Consider the following 20,307-nt stretch of genomic DNA (forward strand, 5'->3'; position numbering starts at 1 on the left):
CCCGCCGTCGGGCGTCCTACTTGCCCGCGCCGACGTACGTGACTGACGGCATCGCCGGTGTTTTCATTCCCGCCCCAATGAAGAAGCTCGGGTGCGGGGGCTGGTTGTAAGCCACGTTTTCCCGCGCCACACCGGTGCGGTACATCGGATCGTGCATCAGGGTGCGGAGCCGCACCCCGGTGGGCGATGTGGTGGTGTAGATCCGCAACTCGGTGCTGTCGTTGGACGGGAAAGCCAGCTCCTCGCGCCAGTCCCCCAGCAGGTCAGCCTGCAGGGACGGGTTGCCCTTGGTGGTGTTGTTGGTCCGGGCTCCCGTGGCGGTCAGGAGCCGGTCGCTCGTCTCGGTCTCCCAGTTCCACTTGGAGATGGTGGGCACGCCGACGGACGTGGCGGCGTCATAGTCGTGGTCCACGATTTCGCGCAACAGGTCGCCGTCCCACCAGGCCAGGAAGTTCGCGGCCGGGATGTTCTCCGCAATCAGTTCACCCTTCGCGGACATCAACTGCCCCACCGGCGAGTTCCAGGCGGCACTGCCACCGACGGCCCAGCCTTCAGCGCCGGCATAGCGGGGGTCAATATCCCCCGCGGCTCCGCGTCCGGTGTCCTTGATGGCCGGAATGCTCCAGAGGACTTCACCCGTGGCGGCGTCGCGGAAGGTGGCACCCCGGTTCCCGCTCTGGCTCATGCTTTCGTGCACGGCGAAGGTCTCCAGGCCGGGCCGCGACGGGTCCAGGTCACCCGTGTGGATGGCGTCGCCGTGGCCCAGCTTGGTGTTGTACAGCGGCTGGCCGTTGTCATCAATGGTCATGGAGCCAAAGACGAACTCGTCCTTGCCGTCCTGGTCCACGTCAGCCACCGACAGGTTGTGGTTTCCCTGGCCCTTGTATTCGGCGCCGGCGACGTCGGAATCGAACTTCCAGCGCTGCACCAGCTTGCCGTTGACAAGGTCATAGGTAACCAGGACGGTCCGGGTGTAGTAGCCGCGGCTGAACATCATGGACGGGTGCTCGCCGTCCAGGTACGCCACCGCGCCGAGGAAACGGTCCACGCGGTTGCCGTAGCCATCGCCCCATGCGGCCACGGAGCCGCGCGGCGGGTCGTAATTGACGGTGTCCATGACGGTGCCGCTGGCGCCGTTGAAGACTGTCAGGAATTCAGGACCGGAGAGGACATACCCGGCAGTGTTGCGGTAGTCCGCGGACGGGTTGCCGATCACGGTACCGGCACCGTCCGTGGTGCCGTCCGCGGTCTTCATTGACAGCTCGGCCTTGCCGTCGCCGTCAAAGTCGTAGGCGAGCAGCTGGGTGTAGTGCGCGCCCGCCCGGATGTTGTGGCCCAGATCGATGCGCCACAGCTTGGTGCCATCCATCTTGTAGGCGTCCACGTAGACGTTGCCGGTATAGCCGGACTGAGAGTTGTCCTTGGCGTTGGACGGCGCCCACGTTTGGATGATCTCGTACTTGCCGTCGCCGTCCAGGTCGGCCACGCTGGCGTCGTTGGCGGAGTAGGTGTAGGGCTTGCCGTCCTTGGTGACGCCGTCGGCCGGCTTGTCCAGCTTGATGGCCAGGTAGTTCTGCGCCATCGGAGTGAATTCCCCGGTGAGCTGGTTCTGCCCGTCACCGTTGCCCACTGCCTTGATGACGTACGTGGAGGACGCAGTCCCCTCCGGATCGACGTACATGGTGGCGTTCCGGATGGGGTCAACCGTAAGCTGCACGCCGTCGCGGATCACATGGAAACCGATGCTGTCCCGGTCCAGGCCCAGCATCCGCCAGCTGAGCGTGACGCCCTGGTCCGTGAGAACCGCCACGGGCGCACGGTCCAGGTTTTCCACCTGGCGTTTGAGTGCGGACTTGCCTGACTGGCCCGGCAGCTGGGCCGCCTGGCCGGGGCTCGCCTGGGTTGGATCAGCCTGCGCCAGCGGGACGCCGGTGAATGCGAGGGCGGCCGCCAGGGTTGCCGCGGCGGCCACTGGCGCCGTTTTTCGGAACCGGCCGGTCTTTTGGGGAAGGGAACATTTCGCGGGGTATGCCAAAGAACATCTCCTTTGATGCTGGTGGCAGCTGAGTCTGCCGCCAGGGGGTTTTGTATCGTTTCATTTGCTGCACCGGCCACCTCCCCGAAAGATTTGGAGAGGGAGCCGGGCGGCAGAGAAAGCGCTTTCCGCACCTAAGGTTTATCAGGGCGTGACTGGATCAGTCAAGGATTTATCGACCTGAAATGTCAGAAAATGTTCGCTTCTGTTCGGGATATTGCGATCCCCGCATTGGCGTTCCGGCCTGGTACCTGGGCGAATGATTATTTAGACGGCGAGGGACTCATTGCAGATTCCGAGGCTGTCGGAGTCGCGGTAACAGTCGCCGTCGTCGTTTCCGTAACGCTTGGCGTTGAGGTTCCGGTGACCGTCGAAGTCGAGGTTCCGGTCGGCGTCGGGGTGGCCGTTCCGGAGGAACCGCCCTCCGCCTTGTCCAGGACGTCGTTGACCATGTCCTCCAACTCCTTCTGGTCGGCGTCGCCCAGGTTCGCGCCGCCCTTGGTGGCCACCACCAGGAGGCGGCCCTGCGCCGCGGAAACCTGCATCAGCATGTCCGAAACGTTGCCGTCCCGGGTGCTGACGGTCGCGAATGTCTCCTCGCCGTTGGTGTCGGCATTCAGTTCCTTGCTGGCCACCTCATAACGCTGTCCCAGCACTGAGAGCGTGAATTTGGCGCACTGGTCCATATTGCCGCTTACGTCGTTGAGCAGGCCGGCGGCGTCAGGCCCTTCGCTGCCCGACTGGGCGGACAACGTGCGCGGCTGCGACCCCCCTGAGATGGCAATGGCCACGTCACCGCTCTCAACCTTGTCCAGCAACCCCGCCGTGGCAATCCCCTTGCAGCCCGCAGGGTCGGTAGTGGCAGCGCTCATCAGCAGGTTGGCGATGTTGCTGCCCTGCTCCACCTGGTCCTTGGAGAAAAGCTTGAGCTCATTGCCGTCCTTGTCGGTCCTGCCCGAGATCAGCCCGCGCAGTTCATCTTCGCTGTAGACCTTGGCCTGCGCCGCGCTGGTCGTTGCGGTGGCAGTGGGTGAAGGGCTTTGCCCACCCCCGCCGGTACATCCGGCCAGGGCCAGGATGGCCGCGGCTGCAACGCCAAGGACAGGAAATTTCTTCATGGGAACCACCCCTTCAGATAGCAAGCATGCTTATGGTTCATAGGGTACTCCTTCCCGGACGCCATGGACCTTGGGCTTTTTCTTCCTACAATTTAAGTGGCGGGAATTGCGGCAACCAGCCGCATGGGCCGCACCACAAGGAGGACCGCAATGGGTTTGGGTGACAGGATCCACAACGCCGCGGAGCGACTTCACGGCAAGGGAAAGAAAGCCGCCGGCGAGGCCAGCGGCAACCGCCGGATGAGGGCCGAAGGCAGGGGTCAGGCAATCAAGGCCGATCTCAAGCAGGCCGGCGAAAAATTCAGGCACGCCTTCAAGCGGCACTAGGCGACAAACCGATGAAGCGGGCGGTTCCGAAAGGAACCGCCCGCTTTTCTGCGTTCCGGCTACAAAACATATGTCCTCGGGTGCGGGCAGGGATAGCTGCCTGAAGCCTGGAAGAAGCTCAGCCGCCGGAGACAAGGCCCGGCAGCGCCGCGTAAAGGTCGTCCGGGTCGTCTTTCTCCCCGGGCGGGACGCACCGCCGGGTGGAGGCCTTGACCGCGGTGACGGTGCTCCTGTTTTTGGCGGACTCTTCGACCGCGGTCAGGACGCGCTGGATCTGGAGCCCGTCGTCGAACGACGGCGACGGCTGGCTTCCGTCCCGAATCGCAAGGAGGAAGTCCCGGATCTGGTGGGTGAACGTGTGCTCCCACCCGATGATGTGGCCCTGCGGCCACCACGCTTCGAGGTAAGGGTGCTCCGGCTCGTTCACGAGAATCCGCCGGAATCCCTGCTCCCGGACGGGAAGTCTGGCGTCGAGGAAATTCAGTTCGTTCAGGTTCTCGAGGTCAAACGTCAGCGATCCGAGGGAACCGTAGATTTCGAGCTTGAGCGAGTTTTTTTGACCCGTGGCAACCCGCGATGCCTCCACGGACGCGCTGATGTTCCCCGTCATGCCAAGGGTGGCCCAAGCGGCGTCGTCGACTGTCACTTTCTCCGCACCGCCGGGGCCGGGACGTTGGGTGACAAAGGTCCTCAACGTTCCGGTCACCTCAGTGACGGTTTGACCGGTGAGGTGCTGGACTTGGTCGATGGCATGCGAGGCGATGTCACCCAACGCTCCGGATCCGGCCGTTTCCTTGCGAAGCCGCCAGGTCATTGGGGACTCTGCCTCGGAGAGCCAGTCCTGCAGGTAGGCAGCGCGGACGTGCCGTACAGTGCCCAGCCGCCCCTCTGCAATGAGCTCGCGTGCCAGTGCCAAGGCAGGGACACGGCGGTAGTTGAAGCCGATCATCGATAGCACGCCGCGGGCCCGGGCTTCAGCAGCGGCTGCCGTCATGGCCTCCGCCTCCGAGATGGTGTTCGCGAGGGGCTTTTCCACGAGGACGTGCTTACCGGCAGCCAGTGCAGCGATGGAGATTTCGGCGTGCATCCAGCCCGGGGCACAAATGTCCACGATGTCGATGTCGTCCCGTTCAATGACGGCACGCCAGTCCGTGGCGGACTCGGCCCAGCCGTACTTGGCTGCGGCCTCGGCCACCTTGGTGCCGTCCCGGCCTACGAGCACTTTCTGCTCGATGGCCGGGACGTCGAAGAAACTGGCCACGTTCCGCCACGCATTCGAATGGGCCTTCCCCATGAAGGCATAACCAATGGCGGCCACGCCGAGCGGGCGCGAAACCGGCGAGGAAGGTCGGGACGAGTGTGCGGAGGTGGTCATGTATTCGTTCCTTGAGAGTGGGTATTTTGCGAAAGTCGAGGGCCTAGGCTTCCTCGAACCAGCCCAGGGCCGGGTTGGAGACCTCGGGTGCCTCCCTGAACTGATCCGGCTGGGCCACCCAGCCGACGCCGTTGGCGATGACCTTCTGGATTTGCGGCTGGTGGTACACCGGGTATTCCTGGTCACCGGGACTGAAGTAGAAGATTCGGCCCTTTCCCCTGGAGAACGTCACGCCGGAGCGGAACACCTCGCCGCCGGCGAAAGAGCTGATGAAGATCAGGTCGTCGGGTTCCGGAATGTCGAACAGTTCGCCATACATTTCCTGCTTGGGGATGACGATGGGGCTTTCGATGCCGGCCGCGATCGGGTGGGAAGGCTTGACCGTCCACACGAGTTCGCGTTCGCCTTCGTTGCGCCACTTCAGCGAGCACGTGGTGCCCAGCAGCCTGGTGAAGATCTTGGCGAAGTGCCCCGAGTGCAGGACTACCAAGCCCATGCCACCCAGCACGTGGCGCTGCACTCGCTCCACCACCTCGTCGCTGACTTCCTGGTGCGCGATGTGACCCCACCACAGCAGGACGTCGGTCTGCTCCAGGACCTCCTCGGAGAGCCCGTGCTCGGGATCGGCCAGGGTGGCTGTGGAGATTTCGGAGTCCGGGTAGTAGGCGCGGAGCCCGGCGGCGATGGCGCCGTGGATCCCTTCGGGGTACATCTCGCCGATGGTTGCAGGCTCGTTGCGGGCCTCGTGCACGGCCTCGTTCCAGACAACAATCCTGAGTTTTGAATCAGTCATATCAGAGCACCACTTCACGTTTTTCGAGGGCGGATTTGTAGCAGGCATCAAGAATCAGGGCGCGGCTGAGGGCAAGTGACCCGTCGTGGCCGCCCCACACTGTCTCGCCGCCGCGCACGGCGGCAACGAAGTCGTCGACGACGGCCTGGTGGGCGCGGCCGGGTTCGGCCACCACTTCAAAGTCGGCGTTTTCGCCGTCCTTTTCAGTGAAAACGTGCACGTCGGCCACGGGATTCTCGGAAGCGCCGACAGAGCGCAGTTCGGCACCTCCGTCGGTTCCGTAGACAGTGAAGTCCATCAGGTCCCGCTCGTCGCGGTAGCTGGCCCATCCGGCTTCCAGGATGAGCGTCCCGCCGCCTTCCAGCCGAATGAAGGCAGACGCGAAGTCTTCCACTTCGAACTTGTGGCTGGAGTTCGAGGCGGTGTAGCGGGCGTTCCCGCCAAGGCCGCGCGGACCGAGTTCGGAGTGGGTCGAGGCCGAGACAGCCAGAACTTTGGGTTCGCCAAGGAGATGCAGTGCGTAGTCCAGGACGTGCACGCCGATGTCTGCCAACGGACCTCCGCCGGCGAGCTCCGGATTGGTGAACCAGCTGCCCAGCATCGGAATGCCTTGGCGGCGGAGCCAGGATGCTTTGGCGTAGTACGGGCGGCCCAGCGTGCCGTCGTCGATCACTTCCTTGAGGGCCTGGATGTCGCCGCGCCGGCGGTGGTTGAACGCGACGTCCAGGACCCGCCCGGCCTCGCGGGCGGCGTCCACCATCGCCTGCCCTTCCACGCCGTTGCGGGCCAACGGCTTTTCACTCAGCACGTGCAACCCGCGTTCCAAGGCTGCAATCGAAATCGGCGCATGCAGGAAAGTGGGCACGGCGACACTGACGGCGTCGAGGCCTTCAAGCTTGATCATGTCTTCCCAGCGGGCGAAGGCATGGGGAATGCTGTACTCCTCTTTCAGCCCGGCTAGGAGTTCTGCTTCCATGCCCGCGACGGCGATAATTTCGACGCCGTCGATGTTGCTGTACGCCTTGAGGTGCTGCTGGCCGGCCCAGCCGATGCCCACAACTCCCACCTTGAGGGTCGCGGACGGGGCGTGCTGCTGAATGCTCACGTTGTTCCTGTTCTTTCTGTGATTCTTGTTGAAGTCTGTGGACGGGTCTGCTGCCAGTGGTGGCTAGCCCTTGACGGCGCCGGCCGTCATGCCCGAAACGATGCGCTTCTGGCACAAGAGCACAAGGATGACGAGCGGGACCGTGATGATCACCGACGCGGCGCTGATGGTGCCCAGTGGTTGGTCGAACTCGCTGGTTCCACTGAAGAAGGCAATCGCGACCGGGACCGGGCGGGCCTCCGGCGAGGTGGTCAGGGTGACGGCAAGGAGGAATTCGTTCCAGACCGAGATGAACACCAGGATCGCTGTCGTGGCCAGGCCGGGGACCGCCAGGGGCAGGATGACTTTGCGGAAGGCGGTGAACGGCGTGGCGCCATCCATGTACGCGGATTCCTCGAGTTCCCGCGGGATCTCCTTGAAGAAGGACGTCAGCGTGTAAATCGCCAGCGGCAAGGCGAACGTCAGCTTCGGGATGATGAGGCCCAGCAGTGTGTCGTACAGTCCGATTTCCCGCCAGATGGAGAACAACGGGGCCGCGATGGCGATGGCCGGGAAAGTTGTCACCGAGAGGATCAGCGTCAGGATCAAGGCCTTGCGGCGCATCTTCAGCCTGGCCAGGGCATAAGCAGCGAACGATGCGAACACCAGTGCCACTGTGGTGGTGACGACGGCGATAATCACGGAGTTGCGCAGGGCCAGGAGGAACTCGGGGTTCTGGAATACCACAAGGTAGTTCTCAAAGGTGGGCTGGCTCGGGTAGAGCTCGCCCTGGGACAGGCTCGCCCCCGTCTTGAGCGAGGTGTTCACCAGCCAGTAAAACGGTATGAGCGAGAAGCCCATGACGGCCACGACGAACACCCAAACAAGCGGGTGCAGTTTCGCTTCGCCCCGGAGCCGACGCTTCGGTGCCCTGGGGCGGGTGGCGGGTTCCGCCGTCGGGCGTTCTGCAGTCAGCGTGCTCATTGTTCCTCCTTGGCGACTTCGCGGATGTTGCCGCCGGCGAAGCGGACGTAAATGACGGAGACCACCATGACGGTCAGGAAGGTCAGAATGGACAGCGCCGATCCTTCACCCACCAGCCGGTTTTCGCGCAACTGGGTGTAGGCCAGCATCGACATGGACTCGGTGCCGTTCGCGCCGCGGGTCAGCACGAACGGCAGGTCGAAGACGCGCAGGGCATCCATGGTGCGGAAGATCGCCGCAAGGACGATTGCAGGACGCAGGAGCGGCAGGGTGATGTGTACGAATGCCTGCCACTTGCTGGCGCCGTCGAGTTCTGCGGCCTCGTAGGTCTCGGAGGAGATGACCTGCAGGCCGGCCAGGATGATGAGTGCCGCGAACGGCGTGGTCTTCCAGACGTCGGCCAGAACGATCACGGCCATGGCGTATCCGTGCTCGCCGAGCCAGACGACATCGCCGCCGGGCAGTCCGAGCGCGGAGAGGACGTTGGTTACCAGGCCCATGTTCGGCTGGAACATCGTCTGCCAAGTGATGGCGCTGACCACGGTGATGATGGCATAGGGCAGCAGAACCACTGTGCGCAGGAGGGCGCGGCCCTTGAACGCGAGGTTGAGCAACAAGGCCATGGCCGTACCGAGCACCAACTCCAAGGAGACCGAAAGTCCGGCGAAGAGGAACGTCTGGCCGAAGGCAGCCCACCATTGAGAGCTGCTCAGGGCAGAGATGTAGTTCTCCAGACCGACGAATCGGGAGAGGCCTGCAGTGCGGACGCTGTACTGGTTCAGGGAGAGCCAGATCGCGTAGCCAATGGGGACCGCCGCCACCAGGGCCATGATGACCAGGGAGGGGGCCGTCATGCGGACCGCCAGCCGCCGCTCGGCCCGGTCGCGGCCGTTCACTCCGCGACCGGGAACAAGTGTTTTATTGGCCATGTCTAAAAGCTCGCCTTGGCGGTGGTGATCTCCTCGGCCATCTTTTTCACGGCGTCCTCGGCGGAGGCTGTACCGGAAAGGACGGCATAGACGTTCTTGTAGATCGCCTGGGAGATCTGCGGGTAGACCGGGGAGATCGGGCGGGGCTTGGCACCCTTGACGGACGCGAGCAGTTCGGTGGCGAAGGGCATCTTTTGGAGAACTGCCGCATCAGAATAGGCGGCTTCATTGACCGGGGCCTGGGAGTAATCCATGGCCACGTGCTTCTGCCATTCCGGCGTGGTGGCAAAGTCGATGAACGCCACGGCCCCGGACTGGTTCGTGGCGTGGGCGGAGATGGCCAGGTTCCAGCCACCCAGCACGCCGGACGCCTTGCCGCCTTCCCATGCGGGCAGCGGCGCCACGCCAAAACTGCCGGCCAGTGATGTGGCGTTGAGCAGGCGGTATACATGCGGCCAGTTGCGCTGGTAGCCGAAGTTGCCGGACTCATAAGCGAGACGGGCGGGATCTTCGTTATAGGTCAGGACTGCGCGGTCAGCTGAGCCGTTCTTGAGCCCGTTGCTCATGAAATCGAGGACCTCGCGGGTCTCCGGCGAATCAATCGCCACCTCGCCCTTGTCGTCGAGTACTTCGCCGCCCGCGCTGTAGAGCATTTCGAGGAAGTTCACCGTCAGGCCCTCGTACTGCTTGCCCTGGTAGACGTATCCGTTGCCGGGCGCCTTGGCTGCTTCTGCGTAGAGCTGCTGCCACGTCTCAGGCTTGGCCACCTTGTCCTTCTGGTAGTAGACCAATCCGGCGTTCGTGAAGAACGGCGAGGCCCAGTACTTGTCCTGGTACTTGGTGGTCTCCACCGTGGACGGAATGAGCCGGTCCTTGTTGGCCTCTACCAGCTTGGTCTGGTCCAGCAGCCAGCCCTGGGATGCGAACTCGGAGGTCCAAATGACGTCCGTGAGGAAGATATCGCATTCAGTGGACTTACCTTCGAGCCGCTGGACGATCTGGGTGCGGGCCTCGTCTGTGGTGGCACCGATCTCGGTGTACTTGGCCGTGACCTTGCCGTTCGCCTTGGTGAATGCCGCCGCAGTGCCTTTGTAGATCCCCGACGCGTCCTTGACGCCGCAGATGTTGACGCTGCCGCCTGCATTAGCGCCCGACGCCGGATCGGCAGCAGCCGCCTGTTCCGCACCTTGGGGTGCGGCTCCCCCGCCGCAACCGCTGATCAGGAGGCCTGCAGCGATAGCCGCTGCGGCGACAGTCACCAAGCGGGTCCGCAAGGAACCTGCGCGCAGTTCAGTGATGTGTGCTGACGTCTGTGATGTTGCGGTGTCCTCCTGGAGCGGAGAAGCAGGTCGAATCAAGTCCACAAGTGGCTCCTTTGGGGGTCTGTGGGCGGTGGGAAGTTCAGGGGGCGGCGGCTGCCGCGCACCCTAAACATGGCTTCTTTGCCGATGGTCCATTGAATTTTGGAATCGATTCCAAAACTGCGAAAAATATAGGTTCCCGCGGCTGTGGAATCGATTCCAAAGTAGTGTGACAGGGACCACTCGAGGCTGTCAACCCTGTTTCTTTAGCCCTTGGTGGAGTCCCGCACCACGAGCTCGTGGGGGAGGAAAGTCCGGCCGCGGCGGTGGGCGCCCGGCACGGTCATCCTTTCGAGGAGCTCAGCGAATGCCACACGGCCCATCTCATAGGCCGGCTGCCGGACCGTGGTCAGTTCCGGGACGCACATTTCCGCCTGGGCCGAGTCATCAAAACCTGCCACGGCAATGTCGTCCGGAACCCGCAACCCGGCGTCGGTGAGTTCACGGACACACCCGGCCGCAACGATGTCGGTGCCGCAAAACACCGCGTCCGGAAGGTCCCCGGCCTCCAGCAGTTTCCGCGCAAGAGCGCGCCCTGAGTGGAAGCCGAAATTGCCTTCGCCGAACAGGATTCTGTCCGGCGCCAAGCCCGATTCGGCGAGCGCCTGCCGAAAGCCCTCTTCGCGCAGCCGGCCGGAGCGGGCGCCTCTGTGCGCGAGCATGGCCAGCCTCTTGCCGCCGGTGTCGATCAGGTGTCGGGTGATGTCATACGCGGCCTGACGGTCGTCGATGGACACACCGAAGGCCGCTTCGGCGTCGACGATCTCACAGACCTGGACCACGCTCATCTGCTCGGCAACGGCATCAACTTCCTGATCCGACATCGTCGGAGAAAACAGGACAAGTCCATCCACGGAGCCATTCCGCAGCATGTCCACCAGTTGCTGTTCGCGCTCCAGGTCCCCGGACGTCGCCGCGATGAGGCTGACATAGCCCGATTCCGCGGCAGCGTCGCCCACACCCCGGAAGACTTCACTAATCACCAAAGAATCCAGGTTCTTGGCGAGGGCCAAAACACGCATTGTCCGGTCCCGGCGAAGGTCCCGGGCCGAGGCAAGCGGCCGATAGCTGAGCTGGCGGATTGCGGCATTGACCTTTTCCTTGCTCGCCTCACTGACAGCCGGACTTCCGTTTAGGACACGGGACACCGTCCCCACGGACACCCCCGCCGTTCGGGCGACGTCCTGGACTGTCGCTCGCGCCATTCGATTGTCCTTCCGCGACCAGTGACACTGGTCCTTGCCGCCATACCACCGCCGTGCCTTACGGGCGTTCCTCAGCATAGTCGCAGGGGCGAACGGCGATGTCAGAGTCAAGCGGACAAGGGCATGGCCCATGTGTGGGCGCAGCGGATGCGGCCCCGGACCCCCCATTTCGATATGCCTCACGCCCGCACCCGCCCTGCCCCCTTGACTCGCACCCCAGCGTTCCCTAAACTTTTCATAAAGCAGAATCTAAATTCCACAAAGCGGAAATGCTTCGGCGCCGAACAGGCAGAGGCAAGCAAAGAGGAAGATAGATCAAAGCCCCTCCTCGGAAGGACCTACGATGACGTACACAGTGAACTGCTCCATCCTCCTGACGGAGCTGCCCTTGCTCGAGCGCCCCGCCGCCGCGAAGGCAGCCGGTTTTGACGCCGTCGAGTTCTGGTGGCCCTTCGAGTCCTCCGTCCCCACGGACGCCCAGATCAACGAGTTTGAAACCGCCATCAAGGATGCCGGCGTTCAGCTCACGGGCCTGAACTTCAACGCCGGCAACATGCCCGGCGGCGATCGCGGCCTGGTTTCCTGGCCTGCACGCTCCACCGAATTCCAGGACAACATCGACGTTGTCGCCGGCATTGGTGAGCGCCTCGGCTGCAAGGCCTTCAACGCCCTCTACGGCAACCGCATCGACGGCGAATCGGCCGAACAGCAGGACGCCATCGGCGCCGAAAACCTCGCAAGGGCAGCTGCCGGCGTCGGCCGTATCGGCGGCACCGTCCTCCTGGAACCAGTAAGCGGCGCCCCCAGGTACCCGCTCCTCAAGGCCCAGGACGCCCTCAGCGTCATTGCCCGGGTCAAGGAGGAGTCCGGCGCTGAGAACATCAAGCTCCTCGCCGACTTCTACCACCTGGCCGTCAACGGAGACGACGTCGCCGCAGTCATCGAAAAGCACGCAAAGGACTTCGGCCACATCCAGATCGCCGACAACCCCGGCCGCGGGGCTCCCGGAACCGGTGAGCTTCCCCTCGGCGAATGGATCGCCCGCAGCCGCGAACTCGGCTACGAGGGCTACATCGGCCTCGAATACAAGGAACCGCAGGAAACGGCCTTCAGCTGGGCCATCCGCCAGCGCGTCTCGCAGTAGGTTTCGACCCCCACCGGCACCACCACAGACTTCAGAAAGAGAACCATCATGAGCAACGTTGCAGTCATCGGACTCGGAATCATGGGCCTGCCCATGGCCATCAACCTGGTCAAGGCCGGCCACACCGTCACCGGCTTCAACCGCAGCCAGGACAAGATCGACAAGCTTGTCTCCGAAGGCGGCAAGGGCGCCACGAGCATCGCGGACGCTGTTAAGGACGCCGACGTCGTCATCACCATGGTCCCCGACTCCCCCGATGTTGAGGGTGTAGTCAGCGGCAAGGACGGCGTCTTCGCCAACGCCAAGCAGGGCACCCTCTGGATCGACGCATCCAGCATCCGTCCGGACGTGGCCAAGCGGCTGGCGGACGACGCCAAGGCAGCCGGCATCCGTGCCCTCGACGCCCCGGTCTCCGGCGGCGAGCAGGGTGCCATCGACGCCGCACTCTCCATCATGGTGGGCGGCGAAGCGGCCGACTTCGAGGCAGCCTCGGACGTCCTGAACGCCGTCGGCAAGACCATCGTCCACGTCGGCCCGGCAGGCTCCGGCCAGACCGTCAAGGCCGCCAACCAGCTGATCGTGGCAGTCAATATCGAGGTCCTGGCTGAGGCCATCGCCTTCCTCGAGGCCTACGGCGTGGACACCGACGCAGCCCTCAAGGTCCTCGGCGGCGGCCTCGCCGGCTCCAAGGTCCTGGACCAGAAGGGCCAGAAGATGCTGGACCGCAACTTCGACCCCGGCTTCCGCCTGGCCCTCCACCACAAGGACCTCGGCATCGTCACTTCCGCAGCCCGCGAAGCCAACGTCGCCGTTCCCCTCGGCGCCGTCGTCGCACAGCTCGTCGCCGCCACCGTCAACCAGGGCGACGGCGGCCTGGACCACTCGGGCCTCTTCAAGCAGGTCCTCCAGCTCAGCGGCCGGAAGTAGGAGCCGCCCCGAAACGGGGCACTTCGACACGGACACGCCGGCCGCCGTCGTAATTTACGACGGCGAATCCCGCAAAGTGCCCCGCGACGAACGCCGGGCCTTCCTTCATCACACCCAAAAACAGACTTCCCCTAGGAGTACACAATGACCAAGATGCGCACCGTAGACGCTGCCGTCGCGATCCTGGAAAAGGAGGGCGCCACTGAGGCGTTCGGCCTGCCAGGCGCGGCGATCAACCCGTTCTACTCCGCCATGCGGAACCACGGCGGCATCCGCCACACGCTGGCCCGCCACGTTGAGGGCGCCAGCCACATGGCGGACGGCTACTCCCGTGCCGCGGATGGAAACATCGGCATCTGCATCGGCACCTCCGGCCCGGCCGGCACGGACATGATCACCGGGCTGTACGCGGCCTGGGCCGATTCCATCCCCATGCTCTGCATCACCGGCCAGGCCCCCGTTGCCAAGCTGCACAAGGAAGACTTCCAGGCCGTGGACATCGAGTCCATCGCCAAGCCTGTCACCAAGATGGCCATGACCATCCTGGAGCCCGGCCAGGTTCCGGGCGCCTTCCAGAAGGCCTTCCAGCTGATGCGCTCCGGCCGTCCCGGCCCGGTGCTGCTGGACCTGCCGATCGACGTGCAGATGGCAGAGATCGAATTCGACATCGACACCTACGAGCCCCTGCCCGTGGAGAAGCCCAAGGCCAGCCGCAAGCAGCTGGAAAAGGCCCTGGACATGCTGACCGCAGGCGAGCGCCCGCTGATCGTGGCCGGCGGCGGCATCATCAACGCCGGCGCTTCCGAGCAGCTGGTGGAACTGGCCGAACTGCTGGGCGTTCCGGTCATCCCCACCCTGATGGGCTGGGGCGCCATCTCCGACGACCACCCCCTGATGGCCGGCATGGTGGGCCTGCAGACCTCGCACCGCTACGGCAACGAGAACTACCTGCGCAGCGACTTCGTGATCGGCGTCGGCAATCGCTGGGCCAACCGCCACACCGGAGGGCTGGACACCTACACGGCCGGCCGCACGTTCGTGCACATCGACATCGAGCCCACGCAGATCGGCCGCGTGTTCTCCCCGGACTTCGGCATCGCGTCCGACGCCGGCGCAGCGCTGACCGGGCTGGTTGAACTGGCCCGCGAACGCCAGGCCGCCGGATCCCTGCCGGACTACTCCGCCTGGGCCGCCGAATGCCAGGAGCGCAAGGCTACCCTGCACCGCAAGACGCACTTCGAGAACATCCCCATCAAGCCGCAGCGCGTGTACGAGGAGATGAACAAGTCCTTCGGCAAGGACACCACCTACGTTTCCACCATCGGCCTGTCCCAGATCGCCGGCGCGCAGATGCTGCACGTTTTCGGCCCGCGCAAGTGGATCAACGCCGGCCAGGCAGGGCCCCTGGGCTGGACCGCTCCGGCCGCCCTGGGCGTGGTGCGCGGCAAGCCGGACGAGACCGTTGTTGCTTTGTCCGGTGACTACGATTTCCAGTTCATGATCGAGGAACTGGCCGTGGGCGCGCAGTTCAACCTGCCGTACATCCACGTGGTGGTGAACAACTCCTACCTGGGCCTGATCCGCCAGTCCCAGCGCGGCTTCAACATGGAACAGAACGTGTCCCTGGCTTTCGAGAACATCAACTCACCGGAAACAAACGGCTACGGCGTGGACCACGTCAAGGTGGCCGAGGGCCTGGGCTGCAAGGCCGTCCGGGTGGAGAACCCGAACGATCTGGGTGCCGCCTTCGACAAGGCGAAGGCACTGGCCGGCGAGTTCAAGGTTCCCGTGGTGGTTGAAGTGATCCTGGAAAAGATCACCAACATCTCCATGGGCGTGGAAATCAACGCGGTGAACGAGTTCGAGGAACTGGCCGAGACCAGCGCCGACGCCCCCACCGCCATCCTGGCGATGCAGGCCTAATCATGCGGATCGTGATCGCACCGGACAAGTTCAAGGGCTCGCTGTCCGCCCCGGAGGTGGCCCGGCACCTGGATGCCGGGCTGCAGTCGGCGACCGGCCACAACCTTGACGTGCTCCGGATTCCGGTGGCCGACGGCGGCGAGGGCACCCTCGATGCCGCCGTCGGCTCCGGCTTCACACGCAGGAGCGCCATGGTCAGCGGCCCCACCGGGCAGCCGCTCCGGGCGGACTTCGCGGTCCGCGGCCGTGAGGCGGTCATTGAGATGGCCGCCGCGTCCGGGCTCGCCGTCCTGCCCGCTGAAGGCGGCTCATCCGGCCGGCCGGATTCCGCCAGCGCCAGGGGTGCCACCAGCCTGGGCACCGGTGAACTGATCCGGGCAGCGCTCGACGCCGGATGCCGGCAGATCATCCTGGGCGTCGGCGGGAGCGCCAACACCGACGGCGGCGCCGGCGTCCTGCAGGGACTCGGCGCCCAGCTCCTCGACGCCGACGGCAACGAACTTCCGCCCGGCGGCGCGGCCCTCGCCAGGCTGGACCGGATCGATTTCTCCGGATTCGATTCGCGGCTGGACGAGACACGCTTCGTCCTAGCCAGCGACGTGGACAACCCGCTGCTCGGAACCGAAGGAGCCGCGGCGATCTTCGGCCCGCAGAAGGGTGCCGACCCGGAGGACGTGTCCATCCTTAATGCCGCGCTTGCACACTTTGTGGATGTCCTCGCCGCCGAGATCGGGCCCCGCGCGCTGAAGGCCGCGGACGCACCGGGCGCCGGAGCGGCGGGCGGTGTTGGCTACGCGGCCATAGCCGTCCTGGCCGCGACGCGCAGGCCGGGCATCGACGTCGTGCTTGAATTCACCGGGCTCGCCGACCGGCTGGCCGGGGCAGACCTGGTGATCACCGGGGAAGGCAGCCTGGACGAACAGAGTTTGCTCGGTAAAACGCCCATGGGCGTGGCGCGAGCGGCCGCCCGGGCCGGCGTTCCGGTGGTGGCCGTCTGCGGGCGGACCACGCTGACGCCGGAGCAGCAAAAGGATTCCGGATTCCGGCAGGTCTACCCCCTGACCTCGCTGGAGGCCAAGGTAGAAATATGTATAGCCGAAGCAGCACCCCTGCTTGAACAATTGGGAAAGCACATCGGCGCGGAACTGGCGGACCTGACCCGGGCCGCCACCACGGTTGATTCCGCCGCGCCAGCGAACAACGCCCGCACTAAGGAGCCCCTCAATGTCTGAAGAAAGCTTTGACCTCGTTATCCGGGGGCAGCGTATCCTCACCACGGCCGGCATCGCACCCCGGGAAGTGGGCGTGCGCGGCGGCAAGATCGTGGCCATCGAACCGCTCGGCAACGGCCTGGCCGGCGCCGAAGTGATCGAACTCGCCGACGACGAAACCTTGATCCCCGGCCTTGTGGACACCCACGTCCACGTCAACGAGCCCGGCCGCACCGAGTGGGAGGGCTTCGCGTCCGCCACCCGCGCCGCGGCAGCCGGCGGCGTCACCACCATCATCGACATGCCGCTGAACTCCATCCCGCCCACCACCACCGTTGAAGGCCTTAAGCTCAAGCGCGAAGTGGCCGAGGACCAGGCGTTCGTGGACGTCGGCTTCTGGGGCGGCGCCGTGCCCGGCAACAAGGCGGACCTGCGCCCGCTGCACGACGAAGGTGTGTTCGGTTTCAAGTGCTTCCTGCTGCACTCCGGCGTGGACGAGTTCCCGCACCTGGAGGCGGACGAGATGGAAGAAGACATGGCCGAGCTCAAGTCCTTCGACTCGCTCATGATCGTCCATGCCGAGGACTCGCACGCCATTGACCGCGCACCGCATCCGGGCGGCGACCACTACTCCACCTTCCTGGCATCCCGCCCCCGCGGCGCAGAGAACAAGGCCATCGCCGAGGTGATCGAACGGGCCCGCTGGACCGGCGCCCGCGCCCACATCCTGCACCTCTCCTCCTCCGATGCGCTGCCGATGATCGCCAGCGCCAAGCGCGACGGCGTGCACCTCACTGTGGAGACCTGCCCGCACTACCTCACCCTGATGGCCGAGGAGATCCCGGACGGCGCCACCGCCTACAAGTGCTGCCCGCCCATCCGCGAAGCCTCCAACCGCGAGCTCCTCTGGAAGGGACTGCAGGACGGCACCATCGACTGCATCGTCTCCGACCACTCCCCGTCCACGCTTGACCTGAAGGACCTGGAAAACGGCGACTTCGCTGTGGCCTGGGGCGGCGTCTCCTCGCTGCAGCTTGGCCTGTCGCTGATCTGGACCGAGGCCCGGCACCGCAACATCCCGCTGGAGCAGGTTGTTTCCTGGATGGCAGAGAAGCCGGCCGCCCTGGCACGCCTTTCAAACAAGGGCCAACTGGCGCTCGGTTTCGACGCCGACTTCTCGGTCTTCGCGCCCGATGAGGCCTTCGTGGTGGACGTTTCCAAGCTCAAGCACAAGAACCCCATCACGCCCTACGACGGCAAGGCACTCTCCGGCGTGGTCCGGAAGACATTCCTGCGCGGACATGAAATCGACGGCCAGACCCCCGGCGGCAAGCTGATCCGCCGCGGCGGCGTCTGAGGCACCACGCCATGGCTGTCCAGGTACATTCCCCGCGCGGCATATGCACTGCGGGCCCGGCGCAGGCTGGCCCGGGGCGGCCCGGTCCGGCGCAGGCCGGTCCGGGGCAGCCCGGTCCGGCGCAGCCGGGTGCGCAGCTCAAAGCCCATGGCCTGGCCGTCTGGGTAACCCCGGACGACGGCCAGGACATTGACGACGCCGTTATGGCGCGCGCCGCGGAACTGTTGCTGGCGCGTGCCCTCAAGATTGCTCCGGAGGCGGAAGTCCACGTCTGGCCCGCCGCCGGAGCTGCAACTTCCGCTGCCGAGGCTGCCCTGCCGGGGGGACCGCACGGGGCAGCCCGCAGCGGAACCCGGGTGCCGTCGTCGCCCCTTACGGAGGACTCCCCGGAAGGGGACGACGACGGCGCCACTCCCCTGACGCCGTCGGCCGGTCCCGCGTGCCTGGTGTCCGTGGACCTCGCCGCGGGTGAGGTCCGGCTGGACGGCAAGCTGGTGGCGCTCACCGGCGTCGAGTTCAAGCTGCTGCGCTACCTCGTGGAAAATTGCTCGCGGACCGTCAGCCGGGAGGAACTGCGGCTGTTCCTGGAATCCTTTGATTCCCCAGCGGCGGCCTCGCGCTCTATCGATGTATACGTGGGGCGGGTGCGCCGGAAGCTGCGCCGCGGCCGGCACGCCATCGCCACAGTGCGCGGCGGCGGCTACCAGTTCGTCCCGGGCGCGCACACTAAAGTTCGCGGCCCCGCGGAATACAGCATCTGAACCGGTGGTTGTGCCATACAGCCGTCTGCCCCACCCCGTTGTTTACGCAGCTCTTTTGTCAGCAACAGACTCCCGAAGGATCATTATGAGCCCCACTCTGACCACCAAGCTCCAGCCCGGAACCCAGGCACCGGACTTCACCCTGCCGGACGCTGAGGGCAAGCCCACCTCGCTGGCCGATTACCGCGGCAAGAACGTCATCGTGTACTTCTACCCCGAAGCGGCCACGCCCGGCTGCACCACGGAGGCGTGCGACTTCCGCGACAGCCTCGAGTCCCTGCAGGGCTCCGGCTACGAGGTCCTGGGCGTCTCCCCCGACGCTCCCGAAAAGCTGGCCCACTTCACCGGCGACTTTGCCCTGACCTTCCCGCTCCTGGCCGACGAGGACCACTCCGTGGCCCTCGCCTACGGCGCCTGGGGCGAAAAGCTGCGCGATGGCGAGGTCACTGAAGGAATCGTCCGCTCCACCGTGGTGCTCGACCCCGAGGGCAGAGTGAAGCTGGCCCAGTACCAGGTCAAGGCCCAGGGCCACGTCGCAGCGCTGAAGGAAACCCTGGGCCTCTAGCCCCTCCTCCCGCCGGACGCTCTCTCACTTCCGGCGGGATCTGGGCCGACGCTCTCTCACTTCCGGCGGGATCTGGGCCGACGCTCTCTCACTTATCGCAACAAAAGCCGGAACGCTCACTCACCGAGTGAGAGAGCGTTCCGGCTTTTCCTGTAAATGGTGAGAGAGCGTTCCGGTGGTTGGGGCCGAGGGTGGTTGGGGCCGCCGGTGATTGGTTCGCCGGCTCGGGCCTCCGGTGGCTAGCGACCGGCCGGTTCAGCGGCCAGCGCTGGCTGGCGCACCTGTGCCGGGGTGAAACGGGCGCCGGCGTCGGGGAATCCCGGAACCTCAATCCGTGCGTGGCTGTGGACTTCGGTGACCGTGTCCCGGATGTGCTGGGCGATCCCGGCCATGGTGGTGACCCACATTCCGTCCATGTCCTTGACGCGGCTGATCAGCTGTTCCAGGGCCACGGCTTTCGAGGGCCGGCCGGAGATGAACGGGTGATTGGTCAGTACAAAGCAACTCCCGGCCGCATGGTGTGCCTCCGCTTCCAGCGTCCACATTTCCAGGACCTTGGCGGGGCTTTCGATGACGCCGCTGCCGGTGACCCCGGGATAGAACGCGTACTGCTCCCAGTCGTCGAGCGCCCAATCCACCGGGATTTCCACCAGGTCCCTGGAATCGCCCTCGCCGACGCTGAAGCGGTACGGTGCATCGCCGTCGAGCAGGCTTGAATCGTAGAGGAAGCCGCGGTCCGCAAGGAGCGCTGGCGAGTGCCAGTTCAGTTCCCACCACGGGGCCCGGTAACCGACCGGCCGGACACCGGCGACCTTGGCCAGCGCTTCCAGCCCGCGGTCGATGTACCTCGCCTCGGTGGCCGCGTCGATGCCCTGCATGGGTTCGTGCAGGTAGCCGTGGTGGGCGATTTCGTGGCCGGCGTCCACAATCCGGCGCACCACGTCGGGGTAGCTTTCAGCCGTGAATCCGGGAATGAAGAACGTGGCCTGGATGTCCTGGCGCTGCAGGATCTGGAGCAGCCGGGGCACTGCAACCTTGGGCCCATAGGACTGGTGCGTCATGAGCGACATCCGGCGGGTGCTGGTGGGGTCGTGCGCAATGGTGCATGATTCCGCGTCCACATCGAAGGTGAAGGACGCGGCCGCCCGGAACCCTTCGGGCCAGGTGATGGGATGGGCGGAGTCCGGGAAGGCGGGGAATTCCATGGT

18 protein-coding genes are annotated in these 20,307 nt (G+C 65.2%); 8 read left to right on the top strand and 10 right to left on the bottom strand.

The window, feature by feature from the left end; genetic code table 11:
* Positions 1-16 precede the first annotated feature (16 nt).
* Both JOE41_RS08745 and JOE41_RS08750 read right to left on the bottom strand, forming a co-directional pair.
* Positions 17-2,035, bottom strand: coding sequence for a rhamnogalacturonan lyase (locus tag JOE41_RS08745; RefSeq protein WP_280873443.1), 2,019 nt, complete (start codon positions 2,033-2,035; stop codon positions 17-19).
* Positions 2,036-2,298: 263 nt separating this feature from the next.
* A complete protein-coding gene (locus tag JOE41_RS08750; RefSeq protein WP_209752061.1) occupies positions 2,299-3,153 on the bottom strand; it encodes a hypothetical protein in 855 nt (284 codons plus the stop codon).
* Positions 3,154-3,303: 150 nt separating this feature from the next.
* Here JOE41_RS08750 and JOE41_RS08755 point away from each other — a divergent pair, with 150 nt between their 5' ends.
* The gene (locus JOE41_RS08755; protein WP_043430082.1) at positions 3,304-3,480 is read left to right on the top strand and encodes a CsbD family protein; all 177 of its coding nucleotides are present in this window, start codon (positions 3,304-3,306) and stop codon (positions 3,478-3,480) included.
* A 118-nt stretch (positions 3,481-3,598) separates the two neighbouring features.
* Here the strand turns inward: JOE41_RS08755 and JOE41_RS08760 are convergent, their stop codons facing one another.
* The 7 genes from JOE41_RS08760 to JOE41_RS08790 all read right to left on the bottom strand — a co-directional run bounded on the left by JOE41_RS08760 (position 3,599) and on the right by JOE41_RS08790 (position 11,211).
* Entirely contained in the window at positions 3,599-4,855 is a 1,257-nt protein-coding gene (locus tag JOE41_RS08760) for a Gfo/Idh/MocA family protein (RefSeq protein ID WP_209752062.1), read from the bottom strand.
* A gap of 43 nt (positions 4,856-4,898) precedes the next feature.
* Positions 4,899-5,648, bottom strand: coding sequence for a ThuA domain-containing protein (locus JOE41_RS08765; RefSeq protein WP_011693508.1), 750 nt, complete (start codon positions 5,646-5,648; stop codon positions 4,899-4,901).
* A 1-nt stretch (position 5,649) separates the two neighbouring features.
* Positions 5,650-6,753, bottom strand: coding sequence for a Gfo/Idh/MocA family protein (locus tag JOE41_RS08770; protein ID WP_209752064.1), 1,104 nt, complete (start codon positions 6,751-6,753; stop codon positions 5,650-5,652).
* Between the two features lie 63 nt (positions 6,754-6,816).
* The gene (locus tag JOE41_RS08775; protein ID WP_011693510.1) at positions 6,817-7,716 is read right to left on the bottom strand and encodes a carbohydrate ABC transporter permease; all 900 of its coding nucleotides are present in this window, start codon (positions 7,714-7,716) and stop codon (positions 6,817-6,819) included.
* Complete coding sequence (locus tag JOE41_RS08780; RefSeq protein WP_011693511.1) at positions 7,713-8,645, bottom strand: carbohydrate ABC transporter permease; 933 nt, start codon at positions 8,643-8,645, stop codon at positions 7,713-7,715. The genes JOE41_RS08775 and JOE41_RS08780 overlap by 4 nt, the downstream gene beginning before the upstream one ends.
* A 2-nt stretch (positions 8,646-8,647) precedes the next feature.
* Positions 8,648-10,009 carry an ABC transporter substrate-binding protein gene (locus JOE41_RS08785; protein WP_011693512.1) on the bottom strand — a complete coding sequence of 454 codons (1,362 nt, stop codon included), beginning with the start codon at positions 10,007-10,009 and terminating at the stop codon, positions 8,648-8,650.
* Between the two features lie 203 nt (positions 10,010-10,212).
* Positions 10,213-11,211, bottom strand: a complete 999-nt coding sequence (locus tag JOE41_RS08790; protein WP_209752066.1) for a LacI family DNA-binding transcriptional regulator — start codon at positions 11,209-11,211, stop codon at positions 10,213-10,215.
* A 343-nt stretch (positions 11,212-11,554) separates the two neighbouring features.
* On the opposite strand from JOE41_RS08790, the gene JOE41_RS08795 reads away from it, so the two are divergent.
* The 7 genes from JOE41_RS08795 to bcp all read left to right on the top strand — a co-directional run bounded on the left by JOE41_RS08795 (position 11,555) and on the right by bcp (position 19,099).
* Positions 11,555-12,355 (top strand): hydroxypyruvate isomerase family protein, encoded by an 801-nt coding sequence (locus tag JOE41_RS08795; RefSeq protein WP_209752069.1) that lies wholly within the window; start codon positions 11,555-11,557, stop codon positions 12,353-12,355.
* Positions 12,356-12,403: 48 nt separating this feature from the next.
* Entirely contained in the window at positions 12,404-13,282 is an 879-nt protein-coding gene (locus JOE41_RS08800; protein WP_209752071.1) for a 2-hydroxy-3-oxopropionate reductase, read from the top strand.
* Between the two features lie 144 nt (positions 13,283-13,426).
* The gene (gene gcl / locus JOE41_RS08805) at positions 13,427-15,205 is read left to right on the top strand and encodes a glyoxylate carboligase (RefSeq protein WP_209752073.1); all 1,779 of its coding nucleotides are present in this window, start codon (positions 13,427-13,429) and stop codon (positions 15,203-15,205) included.
* A 2-nt stretch (positions 15,206-15,207) separates the two neighbouring features.
* Entirely contained in the window at positions 15,208-16,437 is a 1,230-nt protein-coding gene (locus tag JOE41_RS08810; RefSeq protein WP_209752075.1) for a glycerate kinase, read from the top strand.
* A complete protein-coding gene (allB, locus tag JOE41_RS08815; RefSeq protein WP_011693518.1) occupies positions 16,430-17,773 on the top strand; it encodes an allantoinase AllB in 1,344 nt (447 codons plus the stop codon). Before JOE41_RS08810 ends, allB begins: the two co-directional genes overlap by 8 nt.
* Before the next feature lie 11 nt (positions 17,774-17,784).
* Entirely contained in the window at positions 17,785-18,534 is a 750-nt protein-coding gene (locus JOE41_RS08820) for a winged helix-turn-helix domain-containing protein (RefSeq protein ID WP_209752077.1), read from the top strand.
* Between the two features lie 85 nt (positions 18,535-18,619).
* Positions 18,620-19,099: a thioredoxin-dependent thiol peroxidase gene (bcp, locus tag JOE41_RS08825; RefSeq protein ID WP_209752080.1), complete on the top strand. Its 480-nt coding sequence runs from the start codon at positions 18,620-18,622 to the stop codon at positions 19,097-19,099.
* Positions 19,100-19,338: 239 nt separating this feature from the next.
* Here the strand turns inward: bcp and JOE41_RS08830 are convergent, their stop codons facing one another.
* Entirely contained in the window at positions 19,339-20,304 is a 966-nt protein-coding gene (locus tag JOE41_RS08830; protein ID WP_209752082.1) for a polysaccharide deacetylase, read from the bottom strand.
* Positions 20,305-20,307: the final 3 nt, after the last annotated feature.

The organism is Arthrobacter sp. PvP103 (genome assembly GCF_017833075.1).
GTDB lineage: Bacteria > Actinomycetota > Actinomycetes > Actinomycetales > Micrococcaceae > Arthrobacter.

Bases quoted from the DNA above. Each gene is read 5' to 3' on its own strand.
- JOE41_RS08795 (WP_209752069.1), top strand. From the start codon at position 11,555: ATGACGTACACAGTGAACTGCTCCATCCTCCTGACGGAGCTGCCCTTG.
- JOE41_RS08775 (WP_011693510.1), bottom strand. From the start codon at position 7,716: ATGAGCACGCTGACTGCAGAACGCCCGACGGCGGAACCCGCCACCCGC.
- bcp (WP_209752080.1), top strand. From the start codon at position 18,620: ATGAGCCCCACTCTGACCACCAAGCTCCAGCCCGGAACCCAGGCACCG.
- gcl (WP_209752073.1), top strand. From the start codon at position 13,427: ATGACCAAGATGCGCACCGTAGACGCTGCCGTCGCGATCCTGGAAAAG.
- JOE41_RS08810 (WP_209752075.1), top strand. From the start codon at position 15,208: ATGCGGATCGTGATCGCACCGGACAAGTTCAAGGGCTCGCTGTCCGCC.
- JOE41_RS08790 (WP_209752066.1), bottom strand. From the start codon at position 11,211: ATGGCGCGAGCGACAGTCCAGGACGTCGCCCGAACGGCGGGGGTGTCC.
- JOE41_RS08765 (WP_011693508.1), bottom strand. From the start codon at position 5,648: ATGACTGATTCAAAACTCAGGATTGTTGTCTGGAACGAGGCCGTGCAC.
- JOE41_RS08800 (WP_209752071.1), top strand. From the start codon at position 12,404: ATGAGCAACGTTGCAGTCATCGGACTCGGAATCATGGGCCTGCCCATG.
- JOE41_RS08820 (WP_209752077.1), top strand. From the start codon at position 17,785: ATGGCTGTCCAGGTACATTCCCCGCGCGGCATATGCACTGCGGGCCCG.
- allB (WP_011693518.1), top strand. From the start codon at position 16,430: ATGTCTGAAGAAAGCTTTGACCTCGTTATCCGGGGGCAGCGTATCCTC.
- JOE41_RS08760 (WP_209752062.1), bottom strand. From the start codon at position 4,855: ATGACCACCTCCGCACACTCGTCCCGACCTTCCTCGCCGGTTTCGCGC.
- JOE41_RS08830 (WP_209752082.1), bottom strand. From the start codon at position 20,304: ATGGAATTCCCCGCCTTCCCGGACTCCGCCCATCCCATCACCTGGCCC.
- JOE41_RS08780 (WP_011693511.1), bottom strand. From the start codon at position 8,645: ATGGCCAATAAAACACTTGTTCCCGGTCGCGGAGTGAACGGCCGCGAC.
- JOE41_RS08755 (WP_043430082.1), top strand. From the start codon at position 3,304: ATGGGTTTGGGTGACAGGATCCACAACGCCGCGGAGCGACTTCACGGC.
- JOE41_RS08750 (WP_209752061.1), bottom strand. From the start codon at position 3,153: ATGAAGAAATTTCCTGTCCTTGGCGTTGCAGCCGCGGCCATCCTGGCC.